The 17,675-nt window shown below is 41.0% G+C and carries 20 protein-coding genes; 17 read left to right on the top strand and 3 right to left on the bottom strand.

Annotated elements, in window-relative coordinates; genetic code table 11:
* Window positions 1–21 precede the first annotated feature (21 nt).
* The 9 genes from nagB (at window position 22) to KQ486_RS12935 (ending at window position 8,048) form a co-directional block, all read left to right on the top strand.
* Window positions 22–753 carry a glucosamine-6-phosphate deaminase gene (gene nagB, locus KQ486_RS12975; protein WP_144161658.1) on the top strand — a complete coding sequence of 244 codons (732 nt, stop codon included), beginning with the start codon at window positions 22–24 and terminating at the stop codon, window positions 751–753.
* A gap of 200 nt (window positions 754–953) precedes the next feature.
* Window positions 954–1,235 carry a YhdT family protein gene (locus tag KQ486_RS12970; RefSeq protein ID WP_216687880.1) on the top strand — a complete coding sequence of 94 codons (282 nt, stop codon included), beginning with the start codon at window positions 954–956 and terminating at the stop codon, window positions 1,233–1,235.
* Entirely contained in the window at window positions 1,232–2,692 is a 1,461-nt protein-coding gene (gene panF / locus KQ486_RS12965; protein ID WP_216687879.1) for a sodium/pantothenate symporter, read from the top strand. The genes KQ486_RS12970 and panF overlap by 4 nt, the downstream gene beginning before the upstream one ends.
* A gap of 137 nt (window positions 2,693–2,829) precedes the next feature.
* A complete protein-coding gene (locus KQ486_RS12960) occupies window positions 2,830–3,042 on the top strand; it encodes a helix-turn-helix transcriptional regulator (protein ID WP_144161649.1) in 213 nt (70 codons plus the stop codon).
* Window positions 3,032–3,457: a hypothetical protein gene (locus tag KQ486_RS12955; RefSeq protein ID WP_216687878.1), complete on the top strand. Its 426-nt coding sequence runs from the start codon at window positions 3,032–3,034 to the stop codon at window positions 3,455–3,457. Before KQ486_RS12960 ends, KQ486_RS12955 begins: the two co-directional genes overlap by 11 nt.
* A 14-nt stretch (window positions 3,458–3,471) precedes the next feature.
* Window positions 3,472–3,672 carry a hypothetical protein gene (locus KQ486_RS12950; protein ID WP_216687877.1) on the top strand — a complete coding sequence of 67 codons (201 nt, stop codon included), beginning with the start codon at window positions 3,472–3,474 and terminating at the stop codon, window positions 3,670–3,672.
* Window positions 3,673–3,748: 76 nt separating this feature from the next.
* Window positions 3,749–4,201, top strand: a complete 453-nt coding sequence (locus tag KQ486_RS12945) for a DUF2188 domain-containing protein (protein ID WP_216687876.1) — start codon at window positions 3,749–3,751, stop codon at window positions 4,199–4,201.
* A 500-nt stretch (window positions 4,202–4,701) separates the two neighbouring features.
* Window positions 4,702–5,487 carry a zinc ribbon domain-containing protein gene (locus KQ486_RS12940; RefSeq protein ID WP_216687875.1) on the top strand — a complete coding sequence of 262 codons (786 nt, stop codon included), beginning with the start codon at window positions 4,702–4,704 and terminating at the stop codon, window positions 5,485–5,487.
* Between the two features lie 947 nt (window positions 5,488–6,434).
* Window positions 6,435–8,048 carry a gamma-glutamyltransferase family protein gene (locus tag KQ486_RS12935; RefSeq protein WP_246569333.1) on the top strand — a complete coding sequence of 538 codons (1,614 nt, stop codon included), beginning with the start codon at window positions 6,435–6,437 and terminating at the stop codon, window positions 8,046–8,048.
* 54 nt (window positions 8,049–8,102) lie between these two features.
* Here KQ486_RS12935 and KQ486_RS12930 read toward each other — a convergent pair whose 3' ends face one another.
* Window positions 8,103–8,552, bottom strand: a complete 450-nt coding sequence (locus KQ486_RS12930; RefSeq protein ID WP_144161902.1) for an Lrp/AsnC family transcriptional regulator — start codon at window positions 8,550–8,552, stop codon at window positions 8,103–8,105.
* A 925-nt stretch (window positions 8,553–9,477) separates the two neighbouring features.
* Between KQ486_RS12930 and KQ486_RS12925 the strand changes: the two genes are divergently transcribed.
* Together KQ486_RS12925 and KQ486_RS12920 are read left to right on the top strand one after the other, a co-directional pair.
* A complete protein-coding gene (locus tag KQ486_RS12925) occupies window positions 9,478–10,041 on the top strand; it encodes a chromate transporter (RefSeq protein ID WP_216687873.1) in 564 nt (187 codons plus the stop codon).
* Window positions 10,042–10,051: 10 nt separating this feature from the next.
* Window positions 10,052–10,582, top strand: coding sequence for a chromate transporter (locus tag KQ486_RS12920; RefSeq protein WP_186278576.1), 531 nt, complete (start codon window positions 10,052–10,054; stop codon window positions 10,580–10,582).
* A 25-nt stretch (window positions 10,583–10,607) separates the two neighbouring features.
* On the opposite strand, the gene KQ486_RS12915 is transcribed toward KQ486_RS12920, so the two are convergent.
* Together KQ486_RS12915 and KQ486_RS12910 are read right to left on the bottom strand one after the other, a co-directional pair.
* Entirely contained in the window at window positions 10,608–11,354 is a 747-nt protein-coding gene (locus tag KQ486_RS12915) for a metallophosphoesterase family protein (RefSeq protein WP_216687872.1), read from the bottom strand.
* 46 nt (window positions 11,355–11,400) lie between these two features.
* Entirely contained in the window at window positions 11,401–12,159 is a 759-nt protein-coding gene (locus KQ486_RS12910; RefSeq protein ID WP_246569335.1) for a tyrosine-protein phosphatase, read from the bottom strand.
* Window positions 12,160–12,389: 230 nt separating this feature from the next.
* Between KQ486_RS12910 and KQ486_RS12905 the strand changes: the two genes are divergently transcribed.
* The 6 genes from KQ486_RS12905 to KQ486_RS12880 all read left to right on the top strand — a co-directional run.
* A complete protein-coding gene (locus tag KQ486_RS12905) occupies window positions 12,390–13,286 on the top strand; it encodes an AEC family transporter (RefSeq protein ID WP_216687870.1) in 897 nt (298 codons plus the stop codon).
* Window positions 13,287–13,303: 17 nt separating this feature from the next.
* Window positions 13,304–14,158 carry a fumarylacetoacetate hydrolase family protein gene (locus KQ486_RS12900; protein WP_216687869.1) on the top strand — a complete coding sequence of 285 codons (855 nt, stop codon included), beginning with the start codon at window positions 13,304–13,306 and terminating at the stop codon, window positions 14,156–14,158.
* Between the two features lie 213 nt (window positions 14,159–14,371).
* The gene (locus KQ486_RS12895; protein WP_144161613.1) at window positions 14,372–15,046 is read left to right on the top strand and encodes a TRAP transporter small permease; all 675 of its coding nucleotides are present in this window, start codon (window positions 14,372–14,374) and stop codon (window positions 15,044–15,046) included.
* On the top strand, window positions 15,043–16,323 hold the full coding sequence (locus KQ486_RS12890) for a TRAP transporter large permease (protein WP_216687868.1): 1,281 nt from the start codon (window positions 15,043–15,045) through the stop codon (window positions 16,321–16,323). Before KQ486_RS12895 ends, KQ486_RS12890 begins: the two co-directional genes overlap by 4 nt.
* Before the next feature lie 17 nt (window positions 16,324–16,340).
* Window positions 16,341–17,399, top strand: coding sequence for a DctP family TRAP transporter solute-binding subunit (locus KQ486_RS12885; RefSeq protein ID WP_216687867.1), 1,059 nt, complete (start codon window positions 16,341–16,343; stop codon window positions 17,397–17,399).
* Between the two features lie 79 nt (window positions 17,400–17,478).
* Window positions 17,479–17,675 (top strand): hypothetical protein (locus tag KQ486_RS12880; protein ID WP_216687866.1); only part of this gene is annotated, 197 nt, incomplete at its 3' end.

Here is a 17,675-nt window from a genome sequence, read left to right as displayed (position 1 = left end):
AATAAAGGTGAGGGATGCAACATGAACGTAATTGTCGTAAAAAACTATGAAGAGGTTTGCCAAAAAGGTGTAGAACTTTTTATCGAGCAAATCCAAGAAAAAAATAATATTAATTTAGGACTTGCGACAGGCAGTACACCACTCGGTTTATATGACAAATTAATTGCATGGGCACAAGAACAAAATGCAGATCTATCCCATGTAACGACGTTTAACTTGGATGAATATATTGGTCTTCCAAAAGAAGATCCAAATAGCTACTATTATTATATGAAGGAAAAGCTATTTGATCCGCTTAAACTATCACCAGAGCAAACCTTCTTACCAGATGGTCGAGCGACGGACATTGAAAAAGAGTGCGAAACATATGACCAGATCATCAAAGATAAAGGCGGCATTGATTTACAACTACTCGGTGTCGGTGTCAATGGGCATATTGCTTTTAACGAGCCTGGCACTTCATTTTCATCTAGAACCCATGAGGTAAGATTGGCTGAATCCACGCGTGAAGCAAACTCTCGCTTTTTCAGTTCCATGGATGATGTGCCAACACATGCCATTACAATGGGTATTGGCTCCATATTGGAAGCGAAAGAAATTGTGTTGATCGCCAATGGAACGAATAAAAGTGAAGCGATCCAACAGTTGGTTGAAGGTAAGCAAAGTGAAGATTGGCCAATTACTGCTCTCCAATCACATGATCACGTAACCGTTATTGTGGATGAAGAAGCGGCTTCATTATTGAAAAAATAAATCAGTTGATGACTGCTCCCTTACGTAGATGGTCTTTACGTAAAGGGAGTTTTTTGATGAAAAAATCTTGAGAAAAGTTTTTCTGACCGATTGTGCATTCAATAAAATCATTGACAAAAATATTCAAAATATAATGCTTTTTCGTTTTTCATCAGCTAAAATGGTTGATAAGTAGATTTTTCAATAGGGGGGCTTCGCCAATGGAAAGACCTGATCAAGATTGGCGATTTAAGATTGCGAATCGAGAAGCGCTAATCGGATGCGCACTTGCTGTTTTCAACTTTATTTGGTGGTATGGTTTCGCCTATGGATTGGGCTCCAAGCCACCAGAAGAATATACGTATGTTTTCGGTTTTCCGGCTTGGTTTTTCTGGAGTTGCATCGTCGGTGTGCTCGTGATGATCGTATTGGTGATGGTTGTCACTAAATTTTTCTTGAAGGATGTTCCCTTCGATGAAGATGAGGAGGGGAACCAATCATGAATTGGGCAGTTCTTGGTCCGTTATTGGGCTTATTAGTGATTATATTTTTTATCGGGATTTGGTCGAGTCGTCGGATGAGTGATTCCAGTTCATTTTTAAGCGATTACTATCTTGGAAATCGGCAGCTGGGCGGCCTTGTTTTGGCAATGACGATGACAGCGACATACGGGAGTTCCTCGAGTTTTCTCGGTGGTCCTGGTGCAGCTTATGACATTGGTTTAGGCTGGGTTTTATTGGCGATGTCTCAGGTCGTCACCGGTTATTTTGTTTTACTCGTTTTAGGAAAAAAGTTCGCAATTGTAACGCGGAAAATGAATTCAGTCACACTGATCGACTTTTTGAAAGAACGCTATCAAAGCACGACAGTTGTCTTACTTTCGGCAATCAGTGTCGTCGTTTTCTTGTTTTCCGCCATGGCTGCTCAATGGATTGGTGGCGCCCATTTAATCGAATCGCTGACGGATTTAAGTTATACAGGGGCATTATTCATTTTTGCCGTCGCTGTTCTGATCTACGTGATCATTGGTGGCTTCCGCGCTGTAGCGGTGACGGATGCGATGCAAGGCATCATTATGTTCATCGGAACACTGATTTTATTGGTAGCCGTTGTGATTGCTGGAGGTGGCGTCCAGAACATATTCAATGATTTAGTCTCGGAAAATCCGAATCTAGTGACACCTTTCGGAAACGACGGTAGTCTATCAGCGGCTTATGTGTCTTCTTTCTGGATTCTAGTCGGTGTCGGTGTGATCGGGTTACCGCAAGTCGCCGTGCGTGCCATGTCCTACAGCAATTCACGTTCGATGCACAGGGCATTGGTGATTGGAACCATCGTTGTCGGGTTGATTATGCTGAACATGCACTTGATCGGAGTGTTCGCACGCCCCGTTTTGCCGGGAATTGAAGTGGCAGACCAAGTCATTCCGTTGATCGCTTTGGAAACATTGCCATCATGGGTCGCAGGAATCGTCTTGGCAGCACCGATGGCCGCAATCATGTCGACAGTTGATTCGTTGCTGCTATTGGTCAGTTCAGCGGTCGTGAAAGATATTTATATTAATTACGTAAAACCAGATGCAACATACAAACACGTGAAAAAAGTGAGTATCGGATTTACCGCAATCATTGGGATCATTGTGTTCGTGATGTCGGTCAATCCACCAGAGTTATTGATTTACTTAAATCTATTTGCGTTCGGTGGGTTGGAAGCGGCGTTTATTTGGCCGGTTGTCTTCGGACTTTATTGGAAATATGCGAATAAATTTGGTGCCATTTCGTCCATGGTCGTCGGGATCGGTTCCTATATCGTTATTCATTTATATAATACGGCCAACGGTGAATTGTTCGGTGTCCATACGGTAACATTTCCGGTTTTATTTTCATTGATTGCATTTGTTGGGTTTAGTTTGCTGTTCAAGAGGGAGCCATTTTACTTTTCATTGAAACAAGCGAAATAAAATGATTGTAAGTGACCTGGTGGGCGTATATGTCCATCAGAATTTTTTTAAAATAAATGGAAAGTAAGCTTTACATTATAAATAGAATCAGCTATAGTTAAATGGAAAGGAAACTTTGCATTATTGGGGATAGGTGTATGAAAAATAAACTAAGTGAGATCAGAAAACAACATCGTATGAATCAGCAAGAGTTGGCCGATGTACTTGAGGTGACTCGTCAAACGATTGGGTCGATTGAAAATGGCAGGTATGATCCGTCATTGCAATTGGCTTTCAAGATTGCGAGATATTTTGACATGGCCATTGAAGAAATTTTTAGTGATGAAAGGGGTGAAGGATATGAATCTTAGACTGTTTTGGTCACTTGAAGTTGTCGGCGGTTTACTGCTTGTGCTGGGAGTTGCGTTGGGAATCGTCGGTGTAGACAAATTTGACGACACCATGCCACAAGGCGACTATGCTGTATTTGCAATCGTTTTTATGGGCGTATTCTTGATAATGATTTCGACCGTGCCGATTTTATATGAAAAAAACAAAACGAAACAACAGCGAATTGAAGAAAAAGATGAGCGGGTAATGGCAATTTATCAGTCGGCGAAAGCTAAAACGTTCAACTTGATGGCAGTTTCAATTCCGTTTGTATTAATAGGGTTAGCGTTATTCGGGTTTATGAATAAAGTATCTTTTTTTACATTAGGCGGTTTATATTTAATTTTCATTGAGTATTTTGCTTTTCAAGTCATTAAGAACCAAGAAATGATGTAAGGGAGATGGGTGGTATGATGAATCAATTAATTAAGGTCGTCAGCATTGCACTGACAGCTTTTATTGTCAGTTATTTGGTTGCAGGTGTTTTTGATCGATTCGGTTTTGACACTACGAAGTGGTATATCGGTGGCGTGATTATCTTGATTACGCTTATCCTAATTTTTGGTGTATTGAATTTGATTAACAAGCTCGTTTTGAAAAGAGCGAGATAGTTTCATCTCCAGACAAATGTTTAGAAACCGATGAACTTGGCTATTTTTTAAGGAAAGGCCAAAGGAGAGTGATCGAATGCCTTGGGATAAAAATGACTATCCTAGTTCATTGAAAAATTTTGATGAAGCGACAAGAAACAAAGCAATCGAAATTGCGAATGCTATGATTGAAGAAGGCTATGATGAAGATCGCGCCATCCCAATCGCAACCGATCAAGCGAAAGAATGGGCCGATGGTGCGAGCAAAGACGAAAAGGATGAAATGAAAAACGTCAGTAATTCGACGTTAAAAGATCACGAAGAAGATGAAAATGACACGGACTTAGACCTTCTCGATAATGATGTACTCGTTAAACCGCATGAAGATGGTTGGGCAGCTCAAACCGTTGGTGCAGAACGAGCTGACCAAGTGTTTGACAAAAAAGAAGATGCGATTGAACGAGCAAAGGAAATTGCCGAAAATAAAGAATCGAAAGTTCGCGTTCAAGATGAAGATGGGAAAAAACAAGACACGATTTCATTCGAATAAATATGGTCACCTGCCGAGTGGGTAGGTGATTTTTTTTGCTGAGATGCACTTTGGACGAGTCTATTCGACCGAAATTCACTTTCATCTAACGCTCGAGTCGATTTGTTTGCTCCTAATCGACTGAATCACTCTTCTCTCTAACGCTCCGGGCGAATTGACGACTCCTAATCACTCGAATCACCCTTTGTTCCTATAATCCGGTTAAATAGAATGGCTCTAATCGCCTGAATCTCCCTTCGTTCCTATAATCCGGTTGAATAGGATGGCTCTAATCGCCCGGAACTCCATCTGCACTTCCAATCCGGTCGAATAGTAAGGCTCTAAACGCCCGAATCTCCTATCGTTCATAGAATTCGGTTGAACAGGACGGCTCTATTCAACCAAACTCATTTCCTCTCTTACTAATCCGAATAATTTGTCGACTTCTTGTTAATATGGTTCTAAATATTCATATAAGTGATATAATTGAAATTGTAACGTTGAAAAGGGGGAATTTATCAATGAAGAAGGTCTGTCAAAACTGTCAGACGGAAGTGAGTGAAGACAGTAAGTTTTGTACATCATGTGGATCGCAGCTAGAAAATGGTGCTGAAAGCCCAGTAGCTTCAGCAAAAGAAGAGAGCGCCGCAACCTCAGATACTGCAACAACCAATGATTACGCCGAACAAGGAAAGGCGTTGGCGCAAGGATACTGGAAACATCTCGTACATATGGCAAAAAGCCCATTGCGCCATGGGAAAGTAGAGGGTGAAGGCAACTTCGTCAATGGACTGATTACTCTCGTATTATTTTCTTTATTTATTCCAATGACTTTTTATTTTGGAATGAAGGCGTTTGCCAGTTCGATGGGAATGGGGTATTTTGGATCGGCCGTTCCATTCGGCACCATATTTTTTAAGCCATTTTTCTTTATTTTATTATTTATCGCTGTTGCGGTAGGCATCATCTTTGCAGTCGTGAGGCCAAGTGTTGCAAATCTGCATATCAAATCAGTTGTCGGCCGTTTCGGCGCTTTAATGGTCATCCCAACTGCAATTATGCTATTATCTCTATTAATCGTCAGCGTGAAAATGTTTTCGGTCTTTTTCTATGTCTTTTTCCTTGGGTTTATTGGTTTGTTTATTGCTGCAACGTTTGCGATTTACAGTTATGTTCATAACCAAAATAAAGGAATCGATGGATTCTATGGTGTGTTGCTCTTTTATTTCGGTACATTTTTATTTTTGAAAATCATATCCGAGAATCTATTTATCAATGAAATGTTAAATGAGATGCTTTATTTCTAATTATTGGTCATGAAAAGTGAAAAATCCTGCTGCCAAATCCTGGTGGTGGGATTTTTTATGTACCCTTTTTGGTGATATATGGTCCCTTGATTAGTGGATATGCACCTAAATTATGCTTATATGAGCCCGGTTCTCGAATATATGAGACTTAATTGTTCAAATATGCGACCGAAGTGAGAATTTATGTGCCCGGGTGGTGCTTTTTTTAGATGATCCAATGTATTTAAGCGTGGTGGGATTTTTTATGTACCCTTTTTGGTGATATATGGTCCCTTGATTAGTGGATATGCACCTAAATTATGCTTATATGAGCCCGACTTTCGAATATATGAGACTTAATTGTTCAAATATGCGACCGAAGAGAGAATTTATGTGCCCGGGTGGTGCCTTTTTCAGTCTTTTTGTATTTAAGCATGGTGGGATTTTTTATGTTCCCTTTTTGGATATATATGCTCCCTTGATTAGTGGATATGCACCTAAATTATGCTTATATGAGCCTCGATCTCGAATATATGTTACTTAATTGTTTAAATATGCGACTGAAGTGAGAATTTATGTGCCTAGGTGGTGCTTCTTTTAGTCTTTTTGTATTTAAGCGAGGTCGGATTTTTTATGTACCCTTTCTGGTGATATATGCTCCCTTGATTAGTGGATATGCGCCTAAATTATGCTTATATGAGCCCGGCTCTCGAATATATGAGACTTAATTGTTCAAATATGCGACCGAAGTGAGAATTTATGTGCCCAGTTAGTACTTTTTACAATGAAATTTTTAAAAAAAGCACTCAAAATGTAAGCGCAATCTGGATAAGAATGGACAAAAACATATTTTAATTCAAGAAATCTTCATCAAAAAGAAATTAAATGATAAAAATAGTCAAAATTATGTTATGATGATATTAATAATTCAAACATTTTGTAAAATACAGATTAAGGGAGAGGTTGAATTGGTTCAATTTGATGCGCGTTATCACCCGTATAACTCAAAGCGGAATACGGTGTATAGTCGAAATGGAATGGTTGCAACATCCCAACCGCTTGCTGCGCAGGCTGGGTTGGATATACTGAAAAAAGGCGGGAATGCGGTTGATGCAGCTATTGCGACAGCAGCGGCATTGACGGTTGTCGAGCCGACTTCGAATGGTATCGGTGGAGATGCCTTCGCACTCGTTTGGATCAAAGATGAAATTTACGGACTAAATGCCAGTGGCGGTGCTCCAGCTTCGATTTCAGTGGATAAAGTGAAGGAAAAAGGACATGAGGAGATGCCGACATTTGGAATGACACCAGTTACCGTACCAGGTGCCCCGTCAGCATGGGCTGCATTATCCGAGCGATTTGGAAAGCTGGAATTTTCAGAACTGATGGAGCCTGCGGTTCGGTATGCGTCTGAAGGATATCCATTGACACCAATATTGGGACATAATTGGGAAAGAGCAGTTACGAAATTTAAAGAAATATTTAAAGACAAGGAATTCAATCATTGGTTTGAAACGTTTGCGCCAGATGGCCGTGCACCAAAAATCGGTGAAATGTGGAAGTCAGAAGGTCATGCGAAAACGTTGAAAGAGATTGGGGAAACGAAAGCCGAATCATTTTATCGTGGGAATATCGCTGATCAAATCGATGCATTTTTCCAAGAGAATGGTGGGTTTTTATCAAAAGAAGACCTTGCAGCTTATGAGCCAACGTGGGTAGATCCAATTAAAGTCAATTACCGTGGCTACGATGTTTGGGAGATTCCGCCGAACGGTCAGGGTCTTGTTGCACTCATGGCACTGAACATGCTGAAGGGCTTTGAATTTACGGAAAAAGAAAGTGTGGATACATACCACAAGCAAATGGAAGCCATGAAACTAGCATTCGCAGATGGGTTGAAACATATTACGGAAGAAAAAGAAATGAATGTTCGTGTAAATGATCTCTTATCTGAGCAATATGCCGAAGAGCGTCGTGGATTGATTGGCGAGGAAGCGATCATGCCTGAAGCGGGTGAGCCGAAGAGCAGTGGTACGGTTTATTTATCAACTGCAGATGGAGAAGGGAATATGGTTTCCTTTATCCAAAGTAATTATATGGGCTTCGGTTCAGGGATTGTCGTTCCAGGTACCGGAATTGCGATGCAAAACAGAGGACATACATTCTCTCTAGACGAAAATGACGTTAATGTGTTGAAGCCTGGCAAACAAACGTATCACACGATTATACCTGGCTTCCTATCAAAAGGAGATCAACCGGTTGGTCCATTTGGCGTGATGGGTGGTTTTATGCAGCCGCAAGGACATGCGCAAGTTGTGATGAATATGGTAGATTTCCAATTGAACCCACAAGCAGCACTGGATGCTCCGCGTTGGCAATGGGTGAAAGATAAACAAGTGAAAGTTGACCCATCGTTCCCAGAACACTTGGCACAAGCTTTGCAGCGCAAAGGACATCAGATCATTCGTGAGGTTGATCACGGTGATTTCGGCCGGGGACAAATAATTTGTCGCGACCCGGAAACAGGTGTATTGGCTGGTGGAACTGAAATGCGTACAGATGGTTCCATCGCAGCATGGTAAAATTAAATTCAAAAAAATCTCCTGTCTCTTCTTAATCGAGACAGGAGATTCTCTCTATAGCTTCAAACCGGTACGACTTTTAAAGCGGCGAAGCAAGATATGACTTTCCACATGACTGATTCCTTCAAGGGCATATAGCTCCTCATTGATGAATTTTTCCAAACTCGTGAAATCTTCTACAAGTACATGCGTATGTAATGTGCTTGGACCAGTCATTTGGTAACAGCTTGCGACATTTGGGTTTTCCGCTAATTTTTCGGCGACGTATACCAGTGAATTCGGTTCACAGTCCACATTGAAAAATGCGGAAACTCCTTTGCCGACTTTTTCTGAGTTAATGACGACACTGAATTTTTCAATAATGCCCGATTCTTGCATTTGATAGATTCGATCTCGTACAGCGACACGTGAAAGATCCAATTCTTTCGCGAGGTCGACATAAGACATACGACCGTTGTCACTGAGCATGTTGAGAATTTTTAAATCCGTATCCGTCAGTTTCAAAATGTTCACCACATTTCCTGTAATTTACTTCTATTATAAAGAAGATTGATTGTTCTGTCACTTTTTGTTTTGAATAAAAGAGATTTGTTGTCATTTTGAAAGGTATATCGGCTTGAAAATAAAAACGAATAGCTGGTTGAATGTATATATGCGACCGAAAGTTTGGGATATGACCCCTAGGTTATGAGATATGCGCCCTTTGTGGTCAGTTATGGGCCTGAAATCTAGATATTTGCGCCCAAGTGGGAAGTATATGGTACTGATTCAGTTTTATATGAGCCGAATCAGAAATATTTTCCGACATGATTGATTGGCTTATGGATCCGACGGTAGGTGCGGAAATATATTGGTCCGAGCGGTAAATATATGAAATTAAAACATGGGTATATGAGCTCGATTCAAAATATATGCAACCAAATGATAGATATATGAACCGGAATCAATAATATATGAGTCCAAATCACGGATGTATGCGCCCAATCTACGGATATATGAGCCCGCTCTATAAATATATGCACCCAAATACAAGATATATGAGCCCGCACGGCAAATATATAAGCCCGAGCAACTAAAAAATGTGCCCGAAACATGGATATATGCGCGCGCGTTGTTAATGATGACGCGAGCCACAAAAAATGAGCTCGAAGTATGAGCGATAAATATATGATCCTGGGAAACAATTAAATGTGCCCATTTTCTAAATATATGCGCCCGGTTCAATAATATATGAGCCTGATTCAATAATATATGTACCCAATCATCGGATATATGGACCCGGAACAAAAATATATGGACCCAAAACGAAAATATATGCACCCGCTCGGTAAACATATGTACCCAAACCAAAATATATGCACCCAAATGCAAGATATATGAGCCTGCATACTAAATAAATTTTAAAGAAAGTGAAAGGAGGGTGCCATTGATGACGAAATCGAAATGGGATGTAAATAAGGATTTATTCATCAGTTTTTTGCGAACAGGTTTATTAGGATATGGGGGAGGTCCATCAACGATCCCATTAGTTCATAAAGAGGTTGTTCATCAGTATAAATGGATGGATGACGAGGAGTTTGGTAATGTGTTAGCGCTCGGAAATTCGCTTCCGGGTCCAATTATGACAAAAATGGCTGGTTATATCGGTTACCGGATTGGTGGGTTCACGGGTATGATCGGTGCTTTAATCGCTGCGGTGCTTCCGACAGTGCTTTTGATGATTGCATTGATCAGCTTTTTGGTCAGTTTTCGAGATTCGCCGATTGTTCAAGGGATGACGCAAGCAATCGCGCCGGTCGTCGGTGTGTTACTCTTTATGTTGGCGTTTAACTTTTTTAGAAATTCGAATAAGGGATTAGGGTTACCGATTGCGATTAGTTTAAGTATTGTCAGTATTATTGTTTATGTTGTACTTAGTTGGCATCCAGTCCTCTTAATTGGGGCTTTAATCATCTATGCGCTGACGACGAAACCAAAGAAGAAAGGGGCGTAAATGGATGCTTTTGGATTTATGGTATTTATTTTTAGCTTTTTTTATTCCAGGGATTGTAGGGTATGGTGGCGGTCCGGCTATTATACCGTTAATTGAAATTGAAGTCGTTCAGCGGTATGAGTTCATGACACGTCAGGAGTTTGGTGAAGTGTTGGCGATGGGGAACGCCCTTCCAGGTCCAATCGCTACGAAAATGGCGGGGTATATTGGATTTGAAGTAGCTGGGGTACTTGGTTCATTAGTCGCATTAGCGGCGACGGTTATACCGACGTTAGTCGCCATGATCCTTCTTCTCAATCTATTGAATAAATTCAAAGATTCACCGAAAGTAAAGAGAATGACAGCGTTAATTCGCCCGACCATTGCCGTATTATTGGCCGTTTTAGCCTACCAATTTTTTGAGACGTCTTATTTTGATGCCGGAATCGTTCACACAATCATCTTGGTCGTTTTAAGTTTTATATTCTTGGAACGGTTAAATATTCACCCGGCGCTCGTCATTGTTGGGGCGCTCGCTTATGGAGCAATTTTCTTATCTTAATTACATCAGGTATGGTTCGACAAAATTATTTCCTCGGAAATAATTGTCGAGTCATGCCATTTTCTATTTCTTCTTTTGTGACAGCCGCTTCGGTGAATTCGTTTTGCTCATAGATTAAGCAGTTCAATTGATAGCCAAATGTATAGCCACCATCAATACCGATTTTATTGTCATTAAAGTAGATGCCGGCATGTTTTTGCAGTCCTTTTGTCGGTGTGTGACCAAAGATGATTGGTTTGTTGGCATCAATGATACTGTTGTGAAATTCTTTTCGAATCCACAGGAAATCTTCCTTCGAGGTGTTTTTCCAATCGATTTGGAGCGGATCAATGCCAGCATGAACGCAGATAAACGCTTCGTGTTCATAATAGAGTGGTAAATCATTCAAAAAGTTGATATGTGTGGGGTGATTTTCTCGAATAGACGTAGCCCATTCCGTTTGTTTTTGGATGGAAAAGTCATCCCCCAACTCATGGAGATAGGATTGGATGGTTTCCATACCACCGTTCAATAAAAAGTTTGGCGACACTTGACTTGGATCTTGAAGCCACTGAAGGAACCAGTCATCGTGGTTTCCACGTAAAACAATTGCGCCATTTGCTTGTAAATCCATGACAAATTCAATTGTTTCTTTACTGGCGGGGCCGCGGTCAATATAATCCCCGAGTAAAATTAATTGGTCATGCGCTGGTTGATAATCCACTTTTGCAAGTAACTGCTCAAACGCATTCAAATGTCCATGGATATCACTGATCATAAGGTTTCTATTCATACGCTTCTACCCTCGCTTATTTTGTTCCTGTTGATTGGATGCCCTCTCAAATAATTCCAAAGAACTTTTTTGATTTAATCCGCGTCGGTGGTTCTGCAAAGATCGTTTCATTTTCGATTAATGCTTGTGTATTCTCCAAAAAATAATAATGCATTTGTTTTCCGAAGCTTTTCTCTATTTTTTTGTATGCTTCTTTTAATTCGAATGGATATTTCCTCGTATGGTTTGCTTCAGAAGAAATAAAGTGCACTAAATTTGCTCCCATCAATTCATGTGCGAACTTGGCGATTTTCTTCCCGAATCGTCCGGTGACACTGCCTGCTGTCAGTTGGACGAGCATTCCTTTCTTGACCAAATTATATAAGAATTGTGGTCTTTTGAAAAATTCATTGTTTCTTTCCGGGTGAGCAATGATTGGTATGTATCCTTTCATTTGTAGGTCAAATAATATTTGTTCGGAAAATTTCGGGATATGGTTGGGTGGAAACTCAATCAATATATACGTTGATTTTTCGTTGATCGAGAGTAGTTCATTTTTTTCTAAACGCTCCAATAGATCCCAAGATAATCGGATTTCCTGGCCCGCTAAAACCGTTAGTGGAATATTGGCTTGCTCGAGCTCATTTCTAAAATGGATGACATCTTCCAGTATATCCAACTTAGGATTGTCATTATTCCCATCGAGGTGACGAGGTGTTGCAACAATGGTACGAATACCATGTTTGGTCGCATCCTTGGCCATCTGTATACTTTCATGGACGGACTTAGGACTCGTCCCCCTTCCCGGTAGGATATGACTATTCATTTCGATCAATTAAAACTCCTCCTAGTCAAAAGCTACTAATCATTTAACAGTTTTTTGTATTATAAGTCTACCATATTCCCTTAACTAGGTGAAGTAGGTTTTTATGGATAGTTTTGTCATCAACTGTCGGTGTTCTTTTAATTAACGTTCGTCGTTTCGCGCTATTTCGCCAAAGCTTATGATGCGTTATAGTAGTGAAAGAAGTATAAAGATAGAGGAGATGCAGCTAGTTGTCTATTTTTATTGAAGTTATCTTACCAATTGTATCTATTTTCGCTCTCGGATACGTTTTGCAGCGAATCCGTAAGATGGATGTCCGTTCCGTCTCTGCGGTAACGATCTACATATTTGTTCCTGCACTCGTGTTTGAAGCCTTTTATACGAGGGATTTATCGGGGGAGTTTAGTAAGATTCTACTCATGTCCTTCATTATTTTGTTTGCGATGATTTTCATCAATAAGATCTTATCGGTTATTTTTCGATGGGAACGTTCTGTCGAAAGTGGTATGATTTTATCAAATGCTTTTATGAACGCTGGGAATTATGGTTCACCGGTCATTTTGTTTGCGTTTGGTGAAGAAGCTTTTGTTTATGCGGTGTTATTTATGTCTATACAGACAATCCAAATGAATTTTTTCGGAATCTATTACGCATCACGTGGCAAGAGTGGAATGAAACAAGCGTTATTGACCATTTTGAAAATGCCCGCCACTTACGCGATGCTCCTTGCTTTCTTGATGAAGTGGTTGAATATTGAGCTTGCGACTCAAGCGATGGAAGTCGTCAATATGCTAGCCGCTGTTGCGATTCCACTCATGATGGTCGGGCTTGGGATGCAACTGGCCAATATCGCTTTCCGTGAGTTTGATGTGAGTAAAGTGGCTTTATCATCGTCATTACGATTAATTATTTCACCGCTTATTACATGGTTGTTCGTCTTGATTATTCCGATGTCTGATTTGCTCGGTAACGTATTGATCGTCATCGCGGCCATGCCGACCGCTGCAACGACAACGATGTTTGCACTTGAGTTTCGTGCGCGACCGGATTTGGTTTCAAGTATTACACTGGTCACGACTGTGCTCAGTATATTTACGATATCCGGCTTATTATGGATATTGACATAAAAAAGGAGAGGGTACCCATGAAATTTATCGCTTTTGAAACGGATCATCAGCAGTATTGGGGAGTATTGAAAGGAGATCACATCGACTATTATCCTAAATTAGTCGAGTTGTTCCCGACGCTTTTATCGGTCATTCAAGGATTTCAGTTCGTCGATTTTCAAAATGAAATCAAGCATTCGATCTCGGTTGACGAAGTGAACGTACGCGCGCCGTATATTCCAGAGAAAAATATTATCAGTGTCGGCAAAAACTACCGCGAGCATGCGATCGAAATGGATGAAAATCGTGACGAAAAAGCTGTTCCGAAAGACCCAGTCATCTTTTCAAAATCACCTACATCAATCATTGCCAACGGTGAGACGGTCGAGCCACATGAAGCCATAACAAGTGAGCTAGATTACGAGGGAGAATTAGCGGTCATCATCGGCAAACAAGGTGTGAATTTCAGTGAAGAAGAAGCCTTGGATTATGTGTTTGGTTACACGATTTTGAATGATATTTCGGCACGTGATTTGCAAAAACGACATAAACAATTTTTCCGTGCTAAGTCATTGGATACGTTTGGTCCGATGGGGCCTGTCATCGTGACAAAAGACGAGTTGGCTCAACCGGACAACCTCTCCATTCGTACGTTTGTGAATGAAGAAATGCGACAGGATGGAAATACAAAAGATATGATTTTTCATGTACCTTATTTACTCTCACTGCTTTCAACAGGGATGACGTTGTATCCAGGCGATATCATCACAACTGGAACGCCGAGTGGTGTCGGAAAAGGGTACAAACCACCGAAGTTTTTGAAAAAAGGCGACAAGGTTCGCGTAGAAATTGAAGGAATCGGAGCGCTTGAAAATCCGATTGGCGAGCAGTAGTCTGCAGAAAGAAAATAATAGTCTCAATTGTTAAAGATGATTTCGACTAGTTCGGGGTCATCTTTTTTGTTCTGCAAAATAAGAGGTGATTCGCCAAGTGTGGGAAAAACTGGTTCTGATTCGCTAGCTTTTTCTAGTTTAATGGGTAAAATTGCGGGTATTTATGTTGGAAGAAGAGTTAGGAAGCAAGGAATTTAGGGGGGGCATCTTTCAATGAATTGGTTAAGAAAAATTGATCGTATTCAAGCGAAAGTAGAAGGCTGGATGATCAGTTATGCTTTAATCGCCATCACCCTTGTTTTGCTCGGAAATGTTATTGCGAGGAGTGTTTTTAACAACTCGTGGACATTTGCCGAAGAAGTGGGTCAGTTTCTGATTATTTTGATTACGTTTGTTGGTCTCAGTTTTTGTGCACGTTGGGGCAGGCATTTGAAAATGACAGCGATTGTTGAATTTTTACCATATAAAGTGAGAAAAGCGCTCGTTATTTTCGTTACTATTTTCACTTCAATTCTATTATTCTACTTAAGTTACTTATCTATTGAATACGTCCTCATATTAATGGAAACAGGACGAACCACTCCTGCCTTGCAAGTTCCCTATTATCTAGTGTCGATTTTCATTCCGTTAGGGTTTTTCTTTGCTGGAATCCAATATGCGATGGAAGCCGTTTTGAATATCCGTCATAAGGAACTCATCGATGGAACACAGGATCCGATTTTGACGGAAATTAAACGGAGAAGGAAGCAGGGAGATTATTCGCTTGTGAAACGAAGTGAAGTAAGTGAATCAGGTGCTTCTGAGACGGAAGACAATGAACAACAGCAAAAAGATGTGGAGTTGCAAAGGCAGAATCCAGGTTTGCATCAAGGGGGTCGTAAAAAATGATTTGGATCATGCTAGGGGTTATGTTTCTGTTATTATTTTTAGGCTTTCCGATTATGATCCCATTGATTGTTGCACCATTACTTATTGCGATTATTTATTTTCCGGACCTCAATTTAATGGTCTTTATCCAACAATTCTCTCTTGGCATCCAGACGTTTGTGCTGCTGGCTGTTCCAATGTTCATTTTTGCCGCTGACATTATGGCGAAAGGAAAAACATCTAGCAGATTGCTCGATTTTGTCGGCGCATTCATCGGACATATTCGAGGAGGGTATGCAGTCACCACGGCAGCCGCTTGTACGTTATTTGGCTCGATTTCTGGTTCGACGCAAGCGACAGTTGTTGCTGTCGGGAAGCCAACGCGTGAACGGATGATCAAAGAAGGCTATAAAGATTCACAGGCGATTCCGTTGATCATTAATGCGAGTGACTTAGCGCTGATTATTCCGCCGAGTATCGCTATGATCGTTTACGGAGTTGTCACAGGAACTTCAGTTGGTGAATTATTTATCGCCGGAATTTTGCCAGGGCTTATTATTTTCGCGATGTTCGCTTTATACAGTTTCTTTTTGGCTAGTAAAAATGATATCGGGCGAATTGAGAAGCAGACTTGGAAACAACGTTGGACGGCCTTTCGAAAAGCAATATTGCCACTCGGTTTTCCGATTGTCGTCGTCGGTGGTATTTATACAGGAATCTTTAGTCCGACGGAAGCGGCAGCGATTTCCGTCGCTTACGCATTCATTTTAGAGGTATTCGTTTTCGGGGATGTGAAATGGAAGGATATCCCGAAAATTGCCGAGTCTTCAGCAGTGGTTACAGCGGCGGTCTTTATCCTTGTTGCTGCCGGAACAGCGCTTAGCTGGGTGTTGGCTTATGCGAAACTACCGGAAGTACTGACTTCTGCTGTCCTTGGCGCTGACCCTTCAGCTACGTACGTTTTATTTATCGTTGCGGTGTTTTTCTTTGTTGGGTGTATGTTTGTCGATCCACTCGTCGTCATTATCATTATGACTCCGATTTTCTATCCAGTGGCGATGGATGCTGGTGTCGACCCAGTTGCACTAGGGGTTATCGTTACTCTACAAGCAGCAATCGGTTCAGCAACACCACCATTTGGCGTGGACATTTTTACCGCAATTGCCGTATTTGAAAAACCGTATCTAGAAGTCATTCGTGGCATTTGGCCCTATATTTTAATTCTCTTTGTCGCATCTGCGTTATTCATCTTATTTCCAGAGATCATTACAGCTTACCAGATGTTTTATTCCGAATAGAAAGAAGGTGAATGGGTATGAAAAAAATCGGTCAACTCTTGTTGTTCATGGCTTTTATTTTTCTCGCCGCTTGTGGAAGCAATCAAGGAAATACGGTATCTGAAGCTGGAGAGAAAGGACCGGACCATGTAATCCGTTTTGTCCATGAGGAACAAATCGATTCCGTCCAACAGAGCTATGTCGAAGAGTTTAAAAAAATCATCGAAGAAAAGTCGGATGGTAATGTGCATGTTGAAATTTACCCAGTAGGACAGCTGGGAGATGCAACGACACAGGCAGAGCTATTGCAAATCGGGGCCGTTGATATGGCAATCGTTTCACCGGGTAATATTGGAACGATGGTACCCGAATCACAAGCGTTACTGCTACATTTTCTATTTTCCGATGATATGCAAATTAATAAACAAGTGTTAAATGAAAGTGAAGCATTGTACGGTCCAATGAACGAAGCGTTTCTCGACCGGCGAATCAAGGTATTATCATATTGGACAGAAGGCTTCAACCATTGGACAGCGAATACGGCGTTTGAGCAGCCAAGTGATTTTGAAGGAAATCGATTCCGGACGATGCCTTCACCGCTCATTGTTTCTTCCTATGAAGCCTATGGAGCAAACCCAACACCAATGCCTTATGAGCAGGTCTATAGTGGACTTCAATTAAATATGATCGACGGCCAAACGAACCCGATGTTTGCCATCGAGCAAATGAAATTTTATGAAGTTCAAAGCAATATGACCTTATCCAGACATTCACTTTACGTGACAACAACAGCGATCAACCCAGACTATTACGAAGGATTGCCTGAGGACGTTCAACAAATGATCGACGAAACCGTTGAGGAAATGAAGGATAAATCATTCGAAATTCAAAACGAGCACAATAGTGAAGATTTAGAAACAATTAAACAAGAAAGTGATATTGAAATCAATGAATTGACCGGTGACCAACGTGAAGCGTTTCGCGAAGCAAGCAAGCCTGTTCGCGAAGAATACGTAGAAATGGTCGGAAACGAACGCGCACGTAAGATTATCGATACATTGGAAAAAGAAATTCAAGAGCTGGAAGGGAAAAATTAGTTGTCGATTGTAGCCGGAATAGGTGATCTCGTTGATCGCCGTTCCGGGTTTTTTTGGTAGGAGTTGAAGAGACTGTTCAATGAGCGGCGCAGACTGTTCAAAGAGCGGCGCTGACTGTTCAATAAATCGCGCAGACTGTTCAAAGAAAGTGGTTAACCGTTCAAAAGGTAGCGCAGATCGTTCGAAGAAAGTGGTTAACCGTTCAAAAAGTAGCGCAGATCGTTCAAAGAAAGTAGTTAACCGTTCAAAAAGCAGCGCAGATTGTTCAAAGAAAGT

Origin of the sequence: Allobacillus halotolerans (assembly GCF_018967645.1) — a bacterium.
GTDB classification, from domain to species: domain Bacteria; phylum Bacillota; class Bacilli; order Bacillales; family Alkalibacillaceae; genus Allobacillus; species Allobacillus halotolerans.
This window is presented reverse-complemented; position numbering and strand designations above follow the sequence as displayed.

Coding starts and splice junctions, on each gene's coding strand:
- KQ486_RS12945 (WP_216687876.1), top strand. CDS start 3,749: ATGCCTTGGGATAAAAATGACTATCCTAGTTCATTGAAAAATTTTGAT.
- KQ486_RS12950 (WP_216687877.1), top strand. CDS start 3,472: ATGATGAATCAATTAATTAAGGTCGTCAGCATTGCACTGACAGCTTTT.
- KQ486_RS12915 (WP_216687872.1), bottom strand. CDS start 11,354: ATGAATAGAAACCTTATGATCAGTGATATCCATGGACATTTGAATGCG.
- KQ486_RS12955 (WP_216687878.1), top strand. CDS start 3,032: ATGAATCTTAGACTGTTTTGGTCACTTGAAGTTGTCGGCGGTTTACTG.
- KQ486_RS12910 (WP_246569335.1), bottom strand. CDS start 12,159: ATGAATAGTCATATCCTACCGGGAAGGGGGACGAGTCCTAAGTCCGTC.
- KQ486_RS12885 (WP_216687867.1), top strand. CDS start 16,341: ATGAAAAAAATCGGTCAACTCTTGTTGTTCATGGCTTTTATTTTTCTC.
- KQ486_RS12925 (WP_216687873.1), top strand. CDS start 9,478: ATGACGAAATCGAAATGGGATGTAAATAAGGATTTATTCATCAGTTTT.
- panF (WP_216687879.1), top strand. CDS start 1,232: ATGAATTGGGCAGTTCTTGGTCCGTTATTGGGCTTATTAGTGATTATA.
- KQ486_RS12890 (WP_216687868.1), top strand. CDS start 15,043: ATGATTTGGATCATGCTAGGGGTTATGTTTCTGTTATTATTTTTAGGC.
- KQ486_RS12940 (WP_216687875.1), top strand. CDS start 4,702: ATGAAGAAGGTCTGTCAAAACTGTCAGACGGAAGTGAGTGAAGACAGT.
- nagB (WP_144161658.1), top strand. CDS start 22: ATGAACGTAATTGTCGTAAAAAACTATGAAGAGGTTTGCCAAAAAGGT.
- KQ486_RS12960 (WP_144161649.1), top strand. CDS start 2,830: ATGAAAAATAAACTAAGTGAGATCAGAAAACAACATCGTATGAATCAG.
- KQ486_RS12970 (WP_216687880.1), top strand. CDS start 954: ATGGAAAGACCTGATCAAGATTGGCGATTTAAGATTGCGAATCGAGAA.
- KQ486_RS12895 (WP_144161613.1), top strand. CDS start 14,372: ATGAATTGGTTAAGAAAAATTGATCGTATTCAAGCGAAAGTAGAAGGC.
- KQ486_RS12900 (WP_216687869.1), top strand. CDS start 13,304: ATGAAATTTATCGCTTTTGAAACGGATCATCAGCAGTATTGGGGAGTA.